The 15,230-nt window shown below is 60.8% G+C and carries 12 protein-coding genes; all 12 read left to right on the top strand.

Going from position 1 to position 15,230, the window contains the following annotated elements:
- The first annotated feature begins 50 nt into the window (after positions 1 to 50).
- Positions 51 to 1,724, top strand: a complete 1,674-nt coding sequence (locus BGO80_RS00745) for a ribonuclease J (protein ID WP_286718124.1) — start codon at positions 51 to 53, stop codon at positions 1,722 to 1,724.
- Between the two features lie 62 nt (positions 1,725 to 1,786).
- Positions 1,787 to 2,038, top strand: coding sequence for a DUF1467 family protein (locus tag BGO80_RS00740; protein WP_286718122.1), 252 nt, complete (start codon positions 1,787 to 1,789; stop codon positions 2,036 to 2,038).
- Between the two features lie 457 nt (positions 2,039 to 2,495).
- Positions 2,496 to 3,845, top strand: coding sequence for a proline--tRNA ligase (gene proS, locus BGO80_RS00735; RefSeq protein WP_286718119.1), 1,350 nt, complete (start codon positions 2,496 to 2,498; stop codon positions 3,843 to 3,845).
- 62 nt (positions 3,846 to 3,907) lie between these two features.
- Positions 3,908 to 5,215, top strand: a complete 1,308-nt coding sequence (locus tag BGO80_RS00730) for an ABC transporter permease (protein WP_286719582.1) — start codon at positions 3,908 to 3,910, stop codon at positions 5,213 to 5,215.
- A complete protein-coding gene (locus BGO80_RS00725; protein ID WP_286718116.1) occupies positions 5,208 to 5,894 on the top strand; it encodes an ABC transporter ATP-binding protein in 687 nt (228 codons plus the stop codon). Before BGO80_RS00730 ends, BGO80_RS00725 begins: the two co-directional genes overlap by 8 nt.
- 473 nt (positions 5,895 to 6,367) lie before the next feature.
- The gene (gene dnaE, locus BGO80_RS00720) at positions 6,368 to 9,823 is read left to right on the top strand and encodes a DNA polymerase III subunit alpha (RefSeq protein ID WP_286718113.1); all 3,456 of its coding nucleotides are present in this window, start codon (positions 6,368 to 6,370) and stop codon (positions 9,821 to 9,823) included.
- Between the two features lie 337 nt (positions 9,824 to 10,160).
- Positions 10,161 to 10,934: a 30S ribosomal protein S2 gene (rpsB, locus tag BGO80_RS00715; protein ID WP_126151846.1), complete on the top strand. Its 774-nt coding sequence runs from the start codon at positions 10,161 to 10,163 to the stop codon at positions 10,932 to 10,934.
- Between the two features lie 131 nt (positions 10,935 to 11,065).
- Positions 11,066 to 11,992, top strand: coding sequence for a translation elongation factor Ts (gene tsf, locus BGO80_RS00710; protein WP_286718110.1), 927 nt, complete (start codon positions 11,066 to 11,068; stop codon positions 11,990 to 11,992).
- Between the two features lie 187 nt (positions 11,993 to 12,179).
- Complete coding sequence (pyrH, locus tag BGO80_RS00705) at positions 12,180 to 12,899, top strand: UMP kinase (RefSeq protein WP_223214281.1); 720 nt, start codon at positions 12,180 to 12,182, stop codon at positions 12,897 to 12,899.
- Positions 12,900 to 13,003: 104 nt separating this feature from the next.
- A complete protein-coding gene (gene frr, locus BGO80_RS00700) occupies positions 13,004 to 13,561 on the top strand; it encodes a ribosome recycling factor (RefSeq protein ID WP_126151843.1) in 558 nt (185 codons plus the stop codon).
- A gap of 31 nt (positions 13,562 to 13,592) precedes the next feature.
- Complete coding sequence (gene uppS / locus BGO80_RS00695; protein WP_286718103.1) at positions 13,593 to 14,354, top strand: undecaprenyl pyrophosphate synthase; 762 nt, start codon at positions 13,593 to 13,595, stop codon at positions 14,352 to 14,354.
- A gap of 32 nt (positions 14,355 to 14,386) precedes the next feature.
- Positions 14,387 to 15,208 carry a phosphatidate cytidylyltransferase gene (locus BGO80_RS00690; protein ID WP_164550469.1) on the top strand — a complete coding sequence of 274 codons (822 nt, stop codon included), beginning with the start codon at positions 14,387 to 14,389 and terminating at the stop codon, positions 15,206 to 15,208.
- Positions 15,209 to 15,230 lie beyond the last annotated feature (22 nt).

Raw genomic sequence — 15,230 nt, 5'->3', positions numbered from 1 at the left:
GCGACCAGAGTTCGCTAGGCGTCGCGCCGACAGATAGGACATAACGACCCATGGCTCAGAACCAAAGGGATGAACTCGTCTTCGTGCCGCTTGGCGGCGTTGGCGAAATCGGCATGAACATGGCCGCCTACGGCTTTGGTCCGGAGCGGTCGCGCAAATGGATCGTGGTGGATTGCGGCGTCAGCTTTGGCGGGCCGGACCTGCCGGGCATTGAGCTGATCATGGCCAATCCGGAGTTCCTCGAAGAAAACGCTGACGACGTGCTGGCCCTTATCCTGACCCACAGCCACGAAGACCATTATGGCGCCGTGCTTGATTTGTGGCCGGTGTTTGACAAGCCGGTCTATGCGACCCCATTCACCGCTGCCATGCTGGCCGCGAAGCGGGCAGGGGACGGTATTGTCGAAAATGTCGACATTACCATCATGCAGCCAGGCAAGCCGTTCACTGTCGGTCCGTTCACAATCGAGGCGATCAACGTCGCCCACTCAATTCCAGAATCCAACAGTCTGCTTATTACGACGCCAGTCGGGCGGGCGCTGCATACCGGTGACTGGAAGCTCGACCCCACCCCGGTGCTCAATGCGCCCACCGATGTTGCCCGCCTTCAGGCCATCGGTGCCGATACCAGCCTGCCGCTGGCTCTGATCTGCGACTCCACCAATGCGCTCAAGGACGGCGAAAGCCCGAGCGAAGCCGATGTCGGCGCCAATCTGGCCGCGCTGATCGCCGAGGCCCCCAATCGCGTTGCCGTGACCACCTTTGCCTCAAATGTGGGCCGCGTCGTCTCGATCGTGCGGGCCGCGCATCAGGCCGGCCGGCAGGTGGTGATGTCCGGGCGCTCGCTGCACCGCATCATGGGTATTGCCAAGGAACTGGGCATGCTCGAGGGTCTGCCGCAGGTCCACGATCAGGACGCCTACAAGTCGATTCCGCGCAACAAGTGCGTGCTGGTCTGCACGGGCAGCCAGGGCGAGGCGCGGGCCGCCATTGCCCGCATTGCTCGCGGCGATCACCCGGTGATCGATCTCAATGCCGGCGATCGGATGATCTTCTCCTCATGGGCCATTCCCGGCAATGAGCGCGAAGTCATCGATATCCAGAACCTGCTGATCGACAAGGGCGTCGAGGTCATCACGCAGAACGACGCCTTGGTCCACGTCACCGGCCATCCGCGCCGTGACGAATTGCGCAAGCTCTATTCCTGGGTGAAGCCGCAGGTGCTGGTGCCGGTGCACGGTGAAGCGATGCATCTCGACGCCCATGCCAAGCTCGGCCGACAGGAAGGTATTCCGGATGTCTGCGAGGCGCGCAATGGCGACCTGGTGCGTCTTTTCCCTGAACCGATGGCCTATCCGGCCGAGGTGCGGACCGGTGAACTCTATCTGGATGGCCTCGTGCTGTGCACGCCCGAAGAAAGTGGTGTCAAGGGACGGCGCCGCCTGTCCTTCGGCGGCATGATCGTGGTGAGCCTCTGCGTCAATTCCAACGGCCATGTTGTTGCTGGGCCCGATCTCGTCGTTGAAGGCTTGCCTGAGACCGAGGATGAGTCCGTGGTCGAACTGGTCGAGCAGACGGTTGCCGGTGTGATCAAGTCCATGCCGCCGAAGCGCCGCAGCGACACCGAGGTGCTGAACTCTGCGCTGTTCAAGGCCATTCGCGGTGAGGTCAATGCCTTCTGGGGTCGCAAACCGAACGTGAGCGTCTTCGTCCATCGCGTTTAATTGCATCCGGCGCGACAAGTTGGCTTCTTTCGCGCCGGTCGCCTTCTGGGCTAGGACAGGTCATGCAATACGGTTCGATCCTCGCTGTTTATTTCGTGGTCTGGTGGCTCACCTTCGTGGCAGTGTTACCCATTGGTGCGCGCAGCCATCATGAGGCGGGCGTGGAAGTGGTTGCGGGCAGCGATCCCGGCGCGCCGCTGAAGCCGCATCTGGTCAGGAAGATACTCTTGACCACCGGTCTCTCCATTGTGTTCACGGGCCTGCTCTTGTGGGGGCTGTCCAACGAGACGCTGCACGCTTACTGGAATCGTTGAGCGATCTTCGCTCAGTTGGACCTCAAAAGTTGTTTTGACGGCCTGAGGCGACGGACTTCGATGTCTGTCGCAAAACCTACATAGATCGTTGGTATGAGGCCGCTGGTCATAGTGCCGTGGTGCCTTGTTCGGCATTCTCATGCTTCGAACGCGAATTTAGCCACAATTGTTTGAAATCAAACAAAAAAGCAGGGCACTAGGGCCCTGCTGAATTGAGTTTGTTCGACAATACGCTGGTCTTAGGCACGCTACAAAGCGGCAGCCAACGCTCCTCCCTTGACGTTGTCGACGTCCGGCGGTTTGGACCGCCTTTGCTTTATTGCGAGGGAACCTAACAACAGTTTTGGGGTCTGCCAAGTAGATTCTGCATAGCTTGCATGCTTGCATCGAATGGACGGTTAGGATTTGAGTGGGCACGAGCAAATTCTACGAGTCGAGCACGAGTTTCGGAGTTCCCATGCGCCTTTCCCGCTATTTCCTGCCGGTGCTGCGCGATGTGCCCAAGGAGGCAGAGATCGTTTCGCACCGGCTGATGCTGCGTGCAGGCATGATCCGTCAGCAGGCGTCCGGTCTCTATTCCTGGCTGCCGCTTGGCTACAAAGTGCTGATGAAGGTGCAGAAGATCATCGAAGAGGAGCAGAACCGCTCCGGCGCGATTGAATTGCTGATGCCGACCATCCAGTCGGCCGACCTTTGGCGCGAGTCAGGGCGCTATGACGCCTATGGCAAGGAAATGCTGCGCATCGAGGATCGCCACGAGCGCGAATTCCTCTACGGCCCGACCAATGAAGAGATGATCACCGACATCTTCCGGACCTATGTGAAGTCCTACAAGGACCTGCCGCTGAACCTTTATCACATTCAGTGGAAGTTCCGCGACGAGGTGCGCCCCCGCTTCGGCACGATGCGCAGTCGCGAATTCCTGATGAAGGATGCCTATTCTTTCGACCTCGACAAGGATCGTGCTGTCGCCGCCTATGAGCGAATGTTCGTGGCCTATCTGCGCACCTATGCCCGTATGGGGCTGACCGCCATTCCGATGCGCGCCGATACCGGCCCCATCGGTGGCGACCTCAGCCATGAATGGATCATCCTTGCGGAAACGGGCGAAAGCCAGGTGTTCTGTCATCGCGACCTGCTCGACAAGTCGATCCCGTCCAAGGATGTAGATTTCCGGGGGGATCTCAAGCCGATCTTCAACGATTGGACGTCGCTCTACGCTGCCACCGAAGAGATGGTGGACCAGGCCGAGTATGAAGCCGCAGTTCCCGAGGACAAGCGGGTGTCGGCGCGCGGTATCGAGGTGGGGCACATCTTCTATTTCGGCACCAAATATTCGGAGCCGATGAAGGCCAGCGTCACCGGGCAGGATGGCAAGGAAACCGTGGTGCATATGGGCTCCTATGGCATCGGCCTGACCCGCGTGGTCCCGGCGATCATCGAGGCCAGCCATGATGAAAACGGTATTGTCTGGCCGGTATCCGTGGCGCCCTTCGAAGCCGTGCTGATCAACCTCAAGGCCGGCGATGCCGACACTGATGCTGCATGCGATGCTCTCTATGCGGAGCTTTCCGCGGCCGGTATCGACCTGCTCTATGACGATCGCGACCAGCCGGCTGGCAGCAAGTTTGCCACCGCCGATCTCGTAGGCATTCCCTATCAGCTGATTTTGGGGCCGCGTGGCCTTAAATCCGGCGAAGTCGAGATCAAGCATCGCAAAAGTGGTGAGCGGGAGACGCTGCCGCTGTCCGAGGCGGTTGCACGCCTGCGGGCCCTGATCGAACCCCAGCGGATGAACGACATTTGACCGAGAGCGCACAGCAAGCAGCGGGCGGCCGGAGCACCCGGCCTTTTGCCCGTTTCGAATGGATGATTGCTGGGCGCTATTTACGCGCCAGACGCAAGGAAGCCTTTATATCGGTCATCGCCAGCCTCACCATGGTTGGCGTGGCCATCGGCGTGGCGACGCTCATCGTCGTCATGTCGGTGATGAACGGTTTCCGCGGCGAGCTCCTCGACAAGATTCTGGGGCTCAACGGTCATTTCACCGGCTATCCCATCGAGAGCCAGTTCACCGACTATAAGGAAACTGTGTCGGCGCTCGAACAGGTCGATGGCGTCAAGTTTGCTGTCTATTTCGTCGAAGGTCAGGTTCTGGCGTCCGGCCGGGGCAGTTCGACCGGGGCCACTGTCCGCGGCATGGATGAGGCAAATCTCAAGAAACTCGATCTGCTCTACAATTCGGCTGAGCAGGGCGGGTTCGACAGCTGGGACGAAAGCACCGGGGTGGCCATTGGCTACCGCCTTGCGCAGACCCTGGGTGTCGGCATCGGCGACCAGGTCCAGTTGATCAATCCCGATGGGGCGATGACGCCCTTCGGCTCGACGCCACAGATCCGGTCCTATCCGGTCAATGCCATCTACAATCTGGGCATGGTCGAGTTCGACAGTTTCTACATCTTCATGCCGCTCGAGCCTGCGCAGGATTATTTCAAGCTCATCGATGACGTGCTGAAGCCTGGCCAGGCGCCGCTCGATATCATGGCGAGCGACGCTGAAATCGACGCCGCCTATGACCGCGTGCCGCGCACCAGCGGCGTAGAAGTGTTCATCGACAATCCCGACTCGGTCAACATGATGCGCGAGCGGATTGAGGCCATGCCCAATCTGCGGCCAATGATCCTGACCAGTTGGCAACAGCGCAACGAGACCTTCTTCTCGGCGCTGCAGGTCGAGCGTGTCGTGATGTTCACTATCCTCTCGATGATCATCCTGGTGGCGGCGTTCAACATCATCTCCAGCCTCATCATGCTGGTGAAGGACAAGGGCGCTGATATCGCGGTGCTACGCACTATGGGTGCGACCCGCGGGTCAATCATGCGCATCTTCTCGATCACCGGCACGACGATCGGCGTCATCGGCACGCTTGCCGGCACGGTGATTGGTCTGATCGTGGCGGCCAACGCCGAAACCATCCGCGCGGCAATCTCCGATTTCCTCGGGGTGACGCTGTTCCCTCCAGAGGTGTTTTTCCTGTCGTCTCTGCCCAGCCGCACCGATCCGGTGGAGGTGACGGTGGTGGTGTGCATGGCACTGGGACTGAGCTTCCTGGCCACCATTTACCCGGCCTGGCGTGCGGCCCAATATGACCCGGTGGAGGCCCTGCGCTATGAGTAAGCCGCATCTGCTGCTGCAGGACGTCCACCGGCATTATGGCGAAGGCGAGCGCACCGTGCGCGTGCTCGAATCTGCCAATCTAACCGTCGACAGTGGTGAGATGGTTGCCCTCGTCGCGCCATCAGGCGCAGGCAAATCCACATTGCTGCATTTGTGCGGTCTGCTGGAATCGCCGCAATCGGGCGAGATCGAAATTGTCGGGCAAAAAACCAGCCAGATGGGCGATCGCGCACGCACGCAATTGCGGCGCTCGACGGTTGGCTATGTCTATCAATTCCATCATCTGCTGCCCGAATTTACCGCGCTCGAAAACGTGGTGATGCCGCAATTGATCGCCGGTCAGACGCAAAAGCCGGCGGAGGGCAGGGCCATGGAACTGCTGGACCTCTTGGGTGTCGCTCCGCGCGCCACCCATCGCCCCGCTGAACTGTCCGGTGGGGAGCAGCAGCGTGTCGCTATCGCCCGCGCCGCCGCCAATCATCCGCGTGTCATTCTCGCTGATGAGCCGACCGGCAATCTCGACCCGGAGACGAGCGACCGCGTGTTTGAGGCCCTCAAGAGCCTCATCCGCAATGAAGGCGCCGCTGCGCTTATCGCGACGCATAATTATGACCTCGCGCGACGCGCGGATCGGATCGTCACGATCCGTAATGGTCTGGTGGTTCCACACACCCTCTAGGGTTCGTGAAGAATGCCTAGCGTCTCAAAGTGGCGGCCGCATCGTCGATCCGGACCTGCAGTTTGGCACCGCTCCTGAAAGGGGGCGGTGTTCTGCTTTGCGGTTTCCACGGCCCCTCACGATCCCAATTTCGTCGAGCGCGCGCCGGGGGCCGCACAGCGCCGAATCTTAACGACCAACAACCTATCCTAACGCTTTCCTAACCAGTTAACCCCTGTCCCCGGTTTCACCGCTGTTCCCGTCTAGACGTGAACAAAAATAGAACTTATAAGAACAATACAGAAACACAGGAGGCAAGAATGCTCGATTTCATCAAGGACTTCGCCGCTTTCGTCACGCTGGGTGCGTTCACTATCGGCTCGCTCACCTGGATGGACCTCATCACGCATCTGGCGTGATCACTTGTGGATTGTGGGCCGAGAAAGGTTTGACCCTGGCTCGCCAGGAGCCCATGTTCCGGCCAGGAGATGCTTATGCGCGGCCCCGGCTATATTCACCTACATGTCCATTCTGCCTTCTCTCTGCTCGAAGGCGCTCTGCAGCTCGAAACCATTCTGAAGCTGGCAGCGGCCGATGCCCAGCCGGCGATCGGAATCGCCGATACCGGCAATCTATTTGGCGCGTTGGAGTTTTCCGAAAAGGCGACCAAGAAGGGCATCCAGCCTCTGATCGGGGTGGAACTGCCCTTCGACTTCGCTGCTGCCGAAGAACGCGTCAGTGAGCGCGGGCACGTGGCCTGGACGGGCAAGTCCAGTGTCGTCTTGATGGCGCAGTCGGAGGAGGGGTTTGCCAATCTCTCCGGCCTGGTGTCACGCGCCTATCTCGAAGGCGAAAACGGGCTGGCGCGTGTCAAGCTGGATTGGCTGTCCCGCGAAGGCCTGGCGGGAGTGATCTGCCTCTCAGGTGGTCCCGAGGGCGCCATCGATATGGCCTTAGCGCAAGGGCAGGACGCCAACGCCATCCGCCGGCTCGACCGCTTGGCCGAGCTCTTCGATGATCGCCTCTATATTGAGTTGCAGCGGCATGGTCGGCCGCAAGAGGCGGTTGTTGAGCCCCGCCTCATCGACTACGCCTATCGCAGAGGTATCCCGCTGGTCGCGGCCAATGAGCCGTTTTTCAAGACCGCCAAGGAATTCGAGGCGCATGACGCACTGCTGGCGATCGCCGGCGGCACCGTGCTGGCACAGACCGAGCGGCGCAAGCTCAACGACCAGTATTATTTCAAGACCCGGGCCGAAATGATCGAGCTGTTCGCCGATCTGCCCGAGGCGCTTGAATCCACCATCGAGATTGCGCAGCGCATCGCCTTCCGTCCGAGGACGCGGGGCCCGATCCTGCCCAAGTTCGCTGCCGGGTCACACGACACCGAAGATGCTGTTGTTGCGGCCGAAGCATTGGCATTGCGCGAGATGGCCGAGACCGGTCTTAATGCGCGCCTGGCAACGACTGGCATCGCGCCGGGCAAGACAGAAGCCGAGTACAGGGAACGGCTGGCTTTCGAGCTTTCTATCATCGAAAAGATGAAGTTCCCTGGCTATTTCCTTATTGTTGCTGATTTTATTCAGTGGTCAAAGGCTCATGGCATCCCGGTGGGACCGGGGCGCGGTTCTGGTGCCGGTTCGCTCGTGGCCTATGCCACGACCATCACCGACCTCGATCCGCTGCGCTACAATCTGCTGTTCGAACGCTTCCTCAATCCGGAACGCGTGTCGATGCCCGACTTCGATATCGACTTCTGCCAGGATCGTCGTGAAGAGGTCATCGACTACGTCCAGAAGAAGTATGGCGCCGAACAGGTGGCGCAGATCATCACCTTCGGAACGCTGCAGGCGCGCGCCGTGTTGCGCGACGTCGGTCGCGTTCTGCAGATGCCCTATGGGCAGGTGGATCGCATCTGCAAGCTCGTGCCCGCCAATCCGGCCGATCCCTGGTCCATCGAACGGACCATGAAGGAGGTGCCGCAGTTCAAGCAGATGGCGGACGAGGACGAGACCGTCGGCCAACTGGTGGAGATTGCTCAGGCTCTCGAGGGGCTCTTCCGCCACGCCTCGACCCACGCCGCGGGCATCGTGATCGGCGACCGTCCACTGCAAAAACTGCTGCCGCTCTACCGCGATCCGCGCTCGGAAATGCCGGTTACGCAGTACAACCTTAAATGGGTGGAACCGGCAGGCCTGGTGAAGTTCGACTTCCTCGGCCTCAAGACGCTGACGACGATCCGCTATGCCGTTGAGATGGTGGCTAATCGCGGGATCAACCTCGATATCGACGCCATTCCGATTGAAGACGCCGCCACTTACAAGCTCTACGCCCGGGGCGATACCTACGGCATTTTCCAGTTTGAATCGGCTGGCATGCGCCGTGCTCTGATGGAGCTCAAGCCCGACCGTATCGAAGACCTTATCGCCATGAACGCGCTCTATCGGCCTGGCCCGATGGACAATATCCCGAGCTTCATCAATCGCAAGCATGGCACCGAAGAGGTGAGCTATCCGCATCCGGCGCTGTCGACGGTGCTGGATGAGACTTACGGCATCATCGTCTACCAGGAGCAGGTGATGCAGATCGCCCAGCTTCTGTCAGGCTACTCGCTGGGCGAGGCGGACATGTTGCGCCGCGCCATGGGTAAGAAAATCAAGGCGGAAATGGATGCCCAGCGCGTCCGATTCCGCGAAGGCTCCGGGCCGCAGGGGGTGAGCGAAACCCTCGCCGATGAAATCTTCGACCTGCTCGCCAAGTTCGCCAATTACGGCTTCAACAAGAGCCACGCGGCGGCCTATGCCTGGGTCTCCTACCAGACCGCTTATCTCAAGGAGCACTTTCCGCACGAATTTTATGCGGCTTCGATGACGCTCGACATGGCGCAGACCGATAAGCTCAGCGACTTCCGTCGCGAAGCGGGCAAAAAGGGTATTGAAGTGGTGCCGCCCTGCGTCAATCGCTCGGAAGTGGTGTTCTCCGTCAAGGAAGACCGCATCCATTACGGGCTTTCGGCGGTGAAGGGCGTGGGCCGGGCGATGGCGGAACACATCGTCGAGGTACGAGGCAACGAGCCGTTCAAGGATCTCGGCGATTTCGCACGTCGGGTCGACCCGCGGGTCCTCAACAAGCGGACGCTGGAGACACTGGTCAATGCCGGGGCCTTCGATGGCTTGGTGCCGCGTCGGGAAGTTGCCTTTGCAGCGGTCGAGTCGGTGATCGGCACGGCGCAGGCGCTGACCTCGGAGCGTAATGAAGGCCAATGGAACATGTTCGCCAGCGCCGAGCCCGAGCCGTTCAGGCTGCCATCCGGCGTGCCGGCCTGGAGCTCGACCGAGCGGGCGGATCGCGAACTGGCCGCCATCGGCTTCCATCTTTCGGCGCACCCGCTCGATGCCTATGCCGATCTTTTCGAAAAATTGCGGGTGCAGCGCTGGAGCGATTTCGAGCGGGCTGTGAAGGATGGGGCGGGTGCCGGTCGTCTCGCCGGCACGATTTCTGGGCGCAATGATCGGCGAACGCGAAAAGGCACGCCGATGATGATCCTGTCGCTCTCGGATCAGAGCGGCACGTTCGAATGCATTGCCTTCTCCGAGCAGATCAACGAGTTCGGCGCAATTCTGCAGCCGGGCAATTCGGTGATCCTGGAGGTCGGTGCTGACGAGCGGGCGGAAGGTATCAGCCTGCGTCTGGTTTCGGCCAAGCCCATCGAGGGCATGGCTGAGCGCGTGGATCGGCAGATGACCATCTTCATGGCCGACGCCAAAGCATTGGAGCCGACCAGTGCGCAGCTGAAGCGCGGCGGTAATGGCACCGTCAGTTTCGTGGTGATCCGGGATGGCGGCGCTCGAGAGTACGAGCTGGAATTGCCTGGAAAATACCAGCTGACCGCCGAGGTCGCCGGCGGGATCAAAGCGCTCGATGGCGTGATGGATGTTCGGTTCGCGTGAGCGCATCACATAACAACGCGGAAGAGGCGAGCCTTGGCCCTTCCTCTCCCGCTCAGGGGTTTTCACCCTTGTCCCCGCGTGCCAGGCGCGGGTCTATGCATAGTCAATCGTGGCCAAAGCGCTTTGTTCCCTGACGATTCCGTGAAATTCGTCCAGTTCGAAGTGGTGCAGGTGGGTTGCGTCGGGGCCATTGTTCGCCTATATGGCGCACGCGTTCGGCGTGGTCCGGCGCAATCACACACACGAAGCAGGCTTTCTGTCGTTCAGAAATCCATCCGGTGACGAGCATCGTCGCAAGGCTTCGTGGCGGCATAAACCGGTAAAGGAGCAGCCCATCATGGCACTGCCAGAATTCTCCATGCGTCAGCTTCTCGAAGCAGGCGTCCATTTCGGCCACCAGAAGCACCGCTGGAACCCGAAGATGGAACGCTACATCTTCGGCGTGCGCAACGATATCCACATTCTCGACCTGTCGCAGACCGTCCCGGCCCTGAGCCGCGCTCTGCAGCTCGTATCCGACACCGTTGCCGATGGCGGCCGCGTGCTGTTCGTTGGTACCAAGCGCCAGGCCGCTCCGCTGGTGGCCGATGCTGCCAAGCAGTCCGCTCAGTACTACGTGAACTCGCGTTGGCTCGGCGGCACGCTGACCAACTGGCAGACCATCTCCAACTCGATCGCTCGCCTGCGTGAGCTCGAGTCGATGAGCGATGCCGACCTGGCGCTGCGCACCAAGAAGGAGCGCCTGATGATGTCCCGCGAGCAGGAGCGTCTCGAGCGCGACCTGGGCGGTATCAAGGACATGGGCAACCTGCCGAGCCTCCTGTTCGTGATCGACACCAACAAGGAAGCCAACGCGATCAAGGAAGCCCGTCGCCTGGGTATCCCGGTGGTGGCCATCGTCGATACCAACTGCGATCCGGACACCGTCGACTACGCGATTCCGGGCAATGACGACGCCAGCCGCGCTCTCGAGCTCTATGTCTCGCTGATCTCGCGCGCCGCTATTGACGGCATCGGCCGTTCGTCGAGCGCTCTGGGTGCCGATCTCGGTGCCGGCGCTGAAACTCCGGCTGAAGATCTGCCTTCCGACGCGGAAGCCGCCGTCAACTGATCTTCGTCTAGTTGCGCTTGATAATGGGAAAGGTGGTCTCCACCTTTCTCGAAAGCGTACCGTGGCCCGGACATTCGGGCCAAATCCAATTGAACATTGCAGCCCCGCGAGGGGCCGCCAAGAGGTGAACCATGGAAATCACTGCCGCAATGGTTAAGCAGCTCCGCGAGTCGACTGGCGTCGGCATGATGGACTGCAAGAAGGCCCTCGCTGAAACCAATGGCGACATGGAAGCTGCAGTCGACTGGCTGCGCACGCGCGGCCTCGCCAAGGCTGCCAAGAAGGCAGATCGCGTTGCTGCCGAAGGTCTGGTTGGCGTTGCCACTGCCGGCACCAAGGCCGCCGTCGTTGAAGTCAATTCCGAAACCGACTTCGTTGCCCGCAACGAGCAGTTCCAGACCATCGTCGGCAACATTGCCAAGCTGGCGCTCGACGCCGATGGCGATGTCGTCAAGCTGGGCGAAATGCCGTACCCGGGTACCGGCCACTCGGTTTCGGCTGAACTGACCGAGGCTATCGCCAAGATCGGCGAGAACATGAACCTGCGCCGTACGCAGACCGTGACCGTTACCGATGGCGTGGTGGAAAGCTATATCCACAATGCCGTCAAGGCGGGCATGGGCAAGATCGGTATCCTGGTGGCGCTCGAATCCACTGGTGACAAGGCTGCCCTGTCGGCACTCGGCAAGCAGCTGGCCATGCACATCGCTGCCGCGCAGCCGCAGGCCATTGCTCCCGAAGAGCTGGATCAGGAAGTGGTTGCCCGTGAGCGCGCCATCATTCTTGAGCAGGTCAAGGAAAGCGGCAAGTCCGCCGACATCGCCGAGAAGATGGTCGAAGGCCGCATGCGCAAGTACTTCGAAGAAGTCACGCTGCTCAGCCAGGTGTTCGTGATCGACGGCGAGACCCGCGTGGGCGACGCCATCAAGAATGCCGAAAAGGAAGTCGGCGCGCCGGTCAAGCTGACCAAGTTCGTGCGCTTTGCCCTGGGCGAAGGCATCGAAAAGGTCGAGACCGACTTTGCGGCTGAAGTCGCTGCCACTGCCGGCGTCAAGTAAGACCCGTTTCGGGTGGGCCATGGCCCACCCGCTCCTCTCCGGATCGCACATTTCCGGATCGAGATTTCTGTAGCCTAAACTTCATCATCCGCAACTTCGCCTTCTTTGTGGGGCGTTTTTGCACTAGGGTCGGCCGGGTCCCCGCTGGATTCGGTGGCCGTACTCATACATGTCGAGAGGTCCGCCAATGTCGTCTGCCTATAAGCGCATATTGCTCAAGGTTTCGGGCGAGGCGCTGGCGGGAGACAATTCCTTCGGCATCGAGCCACCCTTTCTCCAGGGTGTCGCCAAGCAGATCGCCGATGTGGCGCGCGGCGGAACGCAAGTGGCTATTGTCGTCGGTGGCGGCAATATTTTCCGCGGCATGGCCGGCGCTGCCGATGGTACTGATCGCGTTACCGCCGATCTCATGGGCATGCTGGGCACGATGATCAATGCCCTCGCCCTTTCCAATGCCATCAGCCGCCAGGGCATGAAGTCCAAGCCCTTCAGCGCCGCGACAATGCCGTCTGTGGCCGATACCTTCACGGCGCGCGATGCAAAGCAGGCTCTCGAAGAAGGGTTTGTCGTTGTGCTTGGTGGCGGCACTGGCAATCCGTTTTTCACCACCGATACGGCCGCTACCCTGCGCGCCATCGAGCTGGAGTGCGATGTGGTGCTCAAGGGTACCAAGGTCGACGGTGTCTATTCCGCAGACCCCAAGACCAATCCCGATGCGGTGCGCTATTCCAGCATCGGCTATGACAAGGTCATCTCCGATAATCTCAAGGTCATGGATACGGCGGCCTTCGCGCTTGCCCGCGACAACTCCATGCCGATAATTGTATATGCCCTGGACGATCAGGCAGGGCTTTCCGGCGTTCTGGAAGGCAGGGGCCTTTCCACGCGCGTCGGCAAGGATGCCTGACAGGCACCAAAAATTCGGCACTATTAGTCAGCCGGAAAGATAACAAGTTTAGGTTGGGTGTCAGTTTCTGCGACGCCCGACGAGGGACTGGAAGGAAGCAGGCAATGGCCAACTACGATCTCAAGGAACTCAAGACCCGCATGCAGAAGACCGTCGCGTCGTTGAAAGACGAGCTTGGCGGCCTGCGCACGGGCCGGGCCAGCGCCAGCCTGCTGGAGCCGGTGGTCGTCGAAGCCTATGGTTCGCGCATGCCGCTCAACCAGGTTGCCACGGTCACCGTCCCCGAGCCGCGCATGCTGTCGGTGCAGGTCTGGGATCGCTCCATGGCCAATGCCGTCGAAAAGGCCATCCGCGATAGCGGCCTCGGCCTCAACCCGATGGGCGAGGGGCAGGTGATCCGCGTGCCGCTGCCCGAGCTCAATGAGCAGCGCCGCAAGGAGCTGGCCAAGGTCGCCCATAACTATGCAGAGCAGGCTCGTGTGGCCGTGCGCCACATTCGCCGTGACGGCATGGATGCCTTGAAAAAGGCTGAGAAAGACGGCGACATGAGCCAGGACGACGCCAAGAAGCAGTCGGATCTGGTGCAGAAGGCCACCGATGATGCCGTCGCCGAGATCGATACGATCGTGGCACAGAAGGAACAGGAGATCATGCAGGTCTAAGGACCGGCTGATCCACGCCGGGAGGGCGTCGATGGCAGGGGAACCGGCCGCCAGCATGACACCGCGGATGGCGTCGGGATTGCGCATTCCGGTGCATCTCGGCGTAATCATGGATGGCAATGGACGCTGGGCCAAGGCGCGCGGCAAGCGGCGCACCGAAGGGCATGTGCAGGGCGTTGGTGCCCTGCGCGGCATGGTCGAGCTTTGCATCACCTACGGCGTCTCGTACCTGACCGTATTCAGCTTCTCCTCCGAGAACTGGTCGCGTCCTCCTGACGAGATTTCCTTCATTTTCAATCTTTTGCGGCGCTTCGTCGCTTCCGATCTGCAGCGATTGATCCGCAACAATGTCAAGGTGCGGATCATCGGCACGCGCGAGGGGCTCGACCACTCCCTGGTGCGGCTCATCGACGATGTCGAAGCCAAGACTGCCGGAAATACCGGGCTGACGCTGGTGGTTGCGTTCAATTATGGAGGCCGGGCCGAGCTCGCAGCTGCTGCGCGTCAGCTGGCGCATGAAGTGGCCGCGGGGCGACTGGACCCGGACGCAATCGACGAAGCTGCCATCGCCCGTTCGCTGTTCACCGAAGGCATGCCGGATCCCGATCTGATCATCCGGACCAGCGGCGAGCAGCGGCTCTCCAACTTCCTGCTCTGGCAGGCGGCATATTCCGAATTCGTGTTCGTTGACGAGCATTGGCCCGATTTCAACGAAGCCAGCTTCCTGCGCGTGCTCGAGGCCTTCTCGTTGCGGGACAGACGCTTTGGCGGCATAGGCGCGACAGGGTCGTGAGCATGCCGGACGGTCCCCCTCCCGAGAAAACAGTGACTCGCCGTAACTGGGCAGATGTCGGACCGCGGCTCATTTCGGCTCTGGTGCTCATCGCGCTGACAGCTACGGCGCTTTACATCGGCAGCTACCTCTTCGCGGCGGTGGTGGGCGCGGTTTATGGCGGCGTCTATCGGGAGTGGGAAACGATGATTTCCCGCGCGCCGCTGACACCCATGGGCATGGTGCTGATCGGTCTCGTGGCGCTGTCCGGTCTGGCCTATCCGCTGTTTGGCGTGTTGGGGGCCGTTGCAACTATCCTCGTGGCCTGTGTGGTGGCGCTGTTCATGGACCGAAAGCTTCTGGTCTGGCGGTTTGCCGGCCTCGGGTTGTTCGGCGGCCTGATCCTTCTCATCCTGATGATGCGCGGGGAAGGCACGGTTGGTATCTGGGCAGGCGTCTATCTCGGTACGGTGATCTGGATGACGGATTCGGCGGCCTTCTTCACCGGCCGGCAGATCGGTGGCGAAAAGCTGGCGCCGGAGATTTCGCCATCAAAGACCTGGTCGGGAGCCCTCGGAGGGCTGGCGCTCGGTACCGGCGCGGGCCTGGTGGTCTGGCTGCTGGTCACCGATTCTCCGATCTGGATCGGTCTTTTGCTGTCCGCCGTCATCAGCGTGCTCGGCCAATCGGGCGATCTGGCCGAAAGCGCGCTGAAACGTCATTTCCGCATCAAGGATAGCGGCGATATCATTCCCGGCCATGGCGGTCTCATGGACCGTCTCGACAGCCTTACATTCGGCGTCATCTTCGTTGTGATCGTGGGCAGTCTGCATGCCGGATTCGGAGCGATCGCCGAGGGCCTGCTATATTGGTAGCACGTGCGCCCAGCGGGTGATG

The organism is Devosia sp. 63-57 (assembly GCF_001899045.1).
In the GTDB taxonomy this organism is placed as follows: domain Bacteria; phylum Pseudomonadota; class Alphaproteobacteria; order Rhizobiales; family Devosiaceae; genus Devosia; species Devosia equisanguinis.
Note: the sequence above shows the minus strand (reverse complement) of the source record. Positions and strands in the feature narration are given on the sequence as shown.

Bases quoted from the DNA above. Each gene is read 5' to 3' on its own strand.
- dnaE (WP_286718113.1), top strand. From the start codon at position 6,368: ATGCGCGGCCCCGGCTATATTCACCTACATGTCCATTCTGCCTTCTCT.
- BGO80_RS00725 (WP_286718116.1), top strand. From the start codon at position 5,208: ATGAGTAAGCCGCATCTGCTGCTGCAGGACGTCCACCGGCATTATGGC.
- proS (WP_286718119.1), top strand. From the start codon at position 2,496: ATGCGCCTTTCCCGCTATTTCCTGCCGGTGCTGCGCGATGTGCCCAAG.
- uppS (WP_286718103.1), top strand. From the start codon at position 13,593: ATGGCAGGGGAACCGGCCGCCAGCATGACACCGCGGATGGCGTCGGGA.
- pyrH (WP_223214281.1), top strand. From the start codon at position 12,180: ATGTCGTCTGCCTATAAGCGCATATTGCTCAAGGTTTCGGGCGAGGCG.
- rpsB (WP_126151846.1), top strand. From the start codon at position 10,161: ATGGCACTGCCAGAATTCTCCATGCGTCAGCTTCTCGAAGCAGGCGTC.
- BGO80_RS00730 (WP_286719582.1), top strand. From the start codon at position 3,908: ATGATTGCTGGGCGCTATTTACGCGCCAGACGCAAGGAAGCCTTTATA.
- BGO80_RS00740 (WP_286718122.1), top strand. From the start codon at position 1,787: ATGCAATACGGTTCGATCCTCGCTGTTTATTTCGTGGTCTGGTGGCTC.
- tsf (WP_286718110.1), top strand. From the start codon at position 11,066: ATGGAAATCACTGCCGCAATGGTTAAGCAGCTCCGCGAGTCGACTGGC.
- BGO80_RS00745 (WP_286718124.1), top strand. From the start codon at position 51: ATGGCTCAGAACCAAAGGGATGAACTCGTCTTCGTGCCGCTTGGCGGC.
- frr (WP_126151843.1), top strand. From the start codon at position 13,004: ATGGCCAACTACGATCTCAAGGAACTCAAGACCCGCATGCAGAAGACC.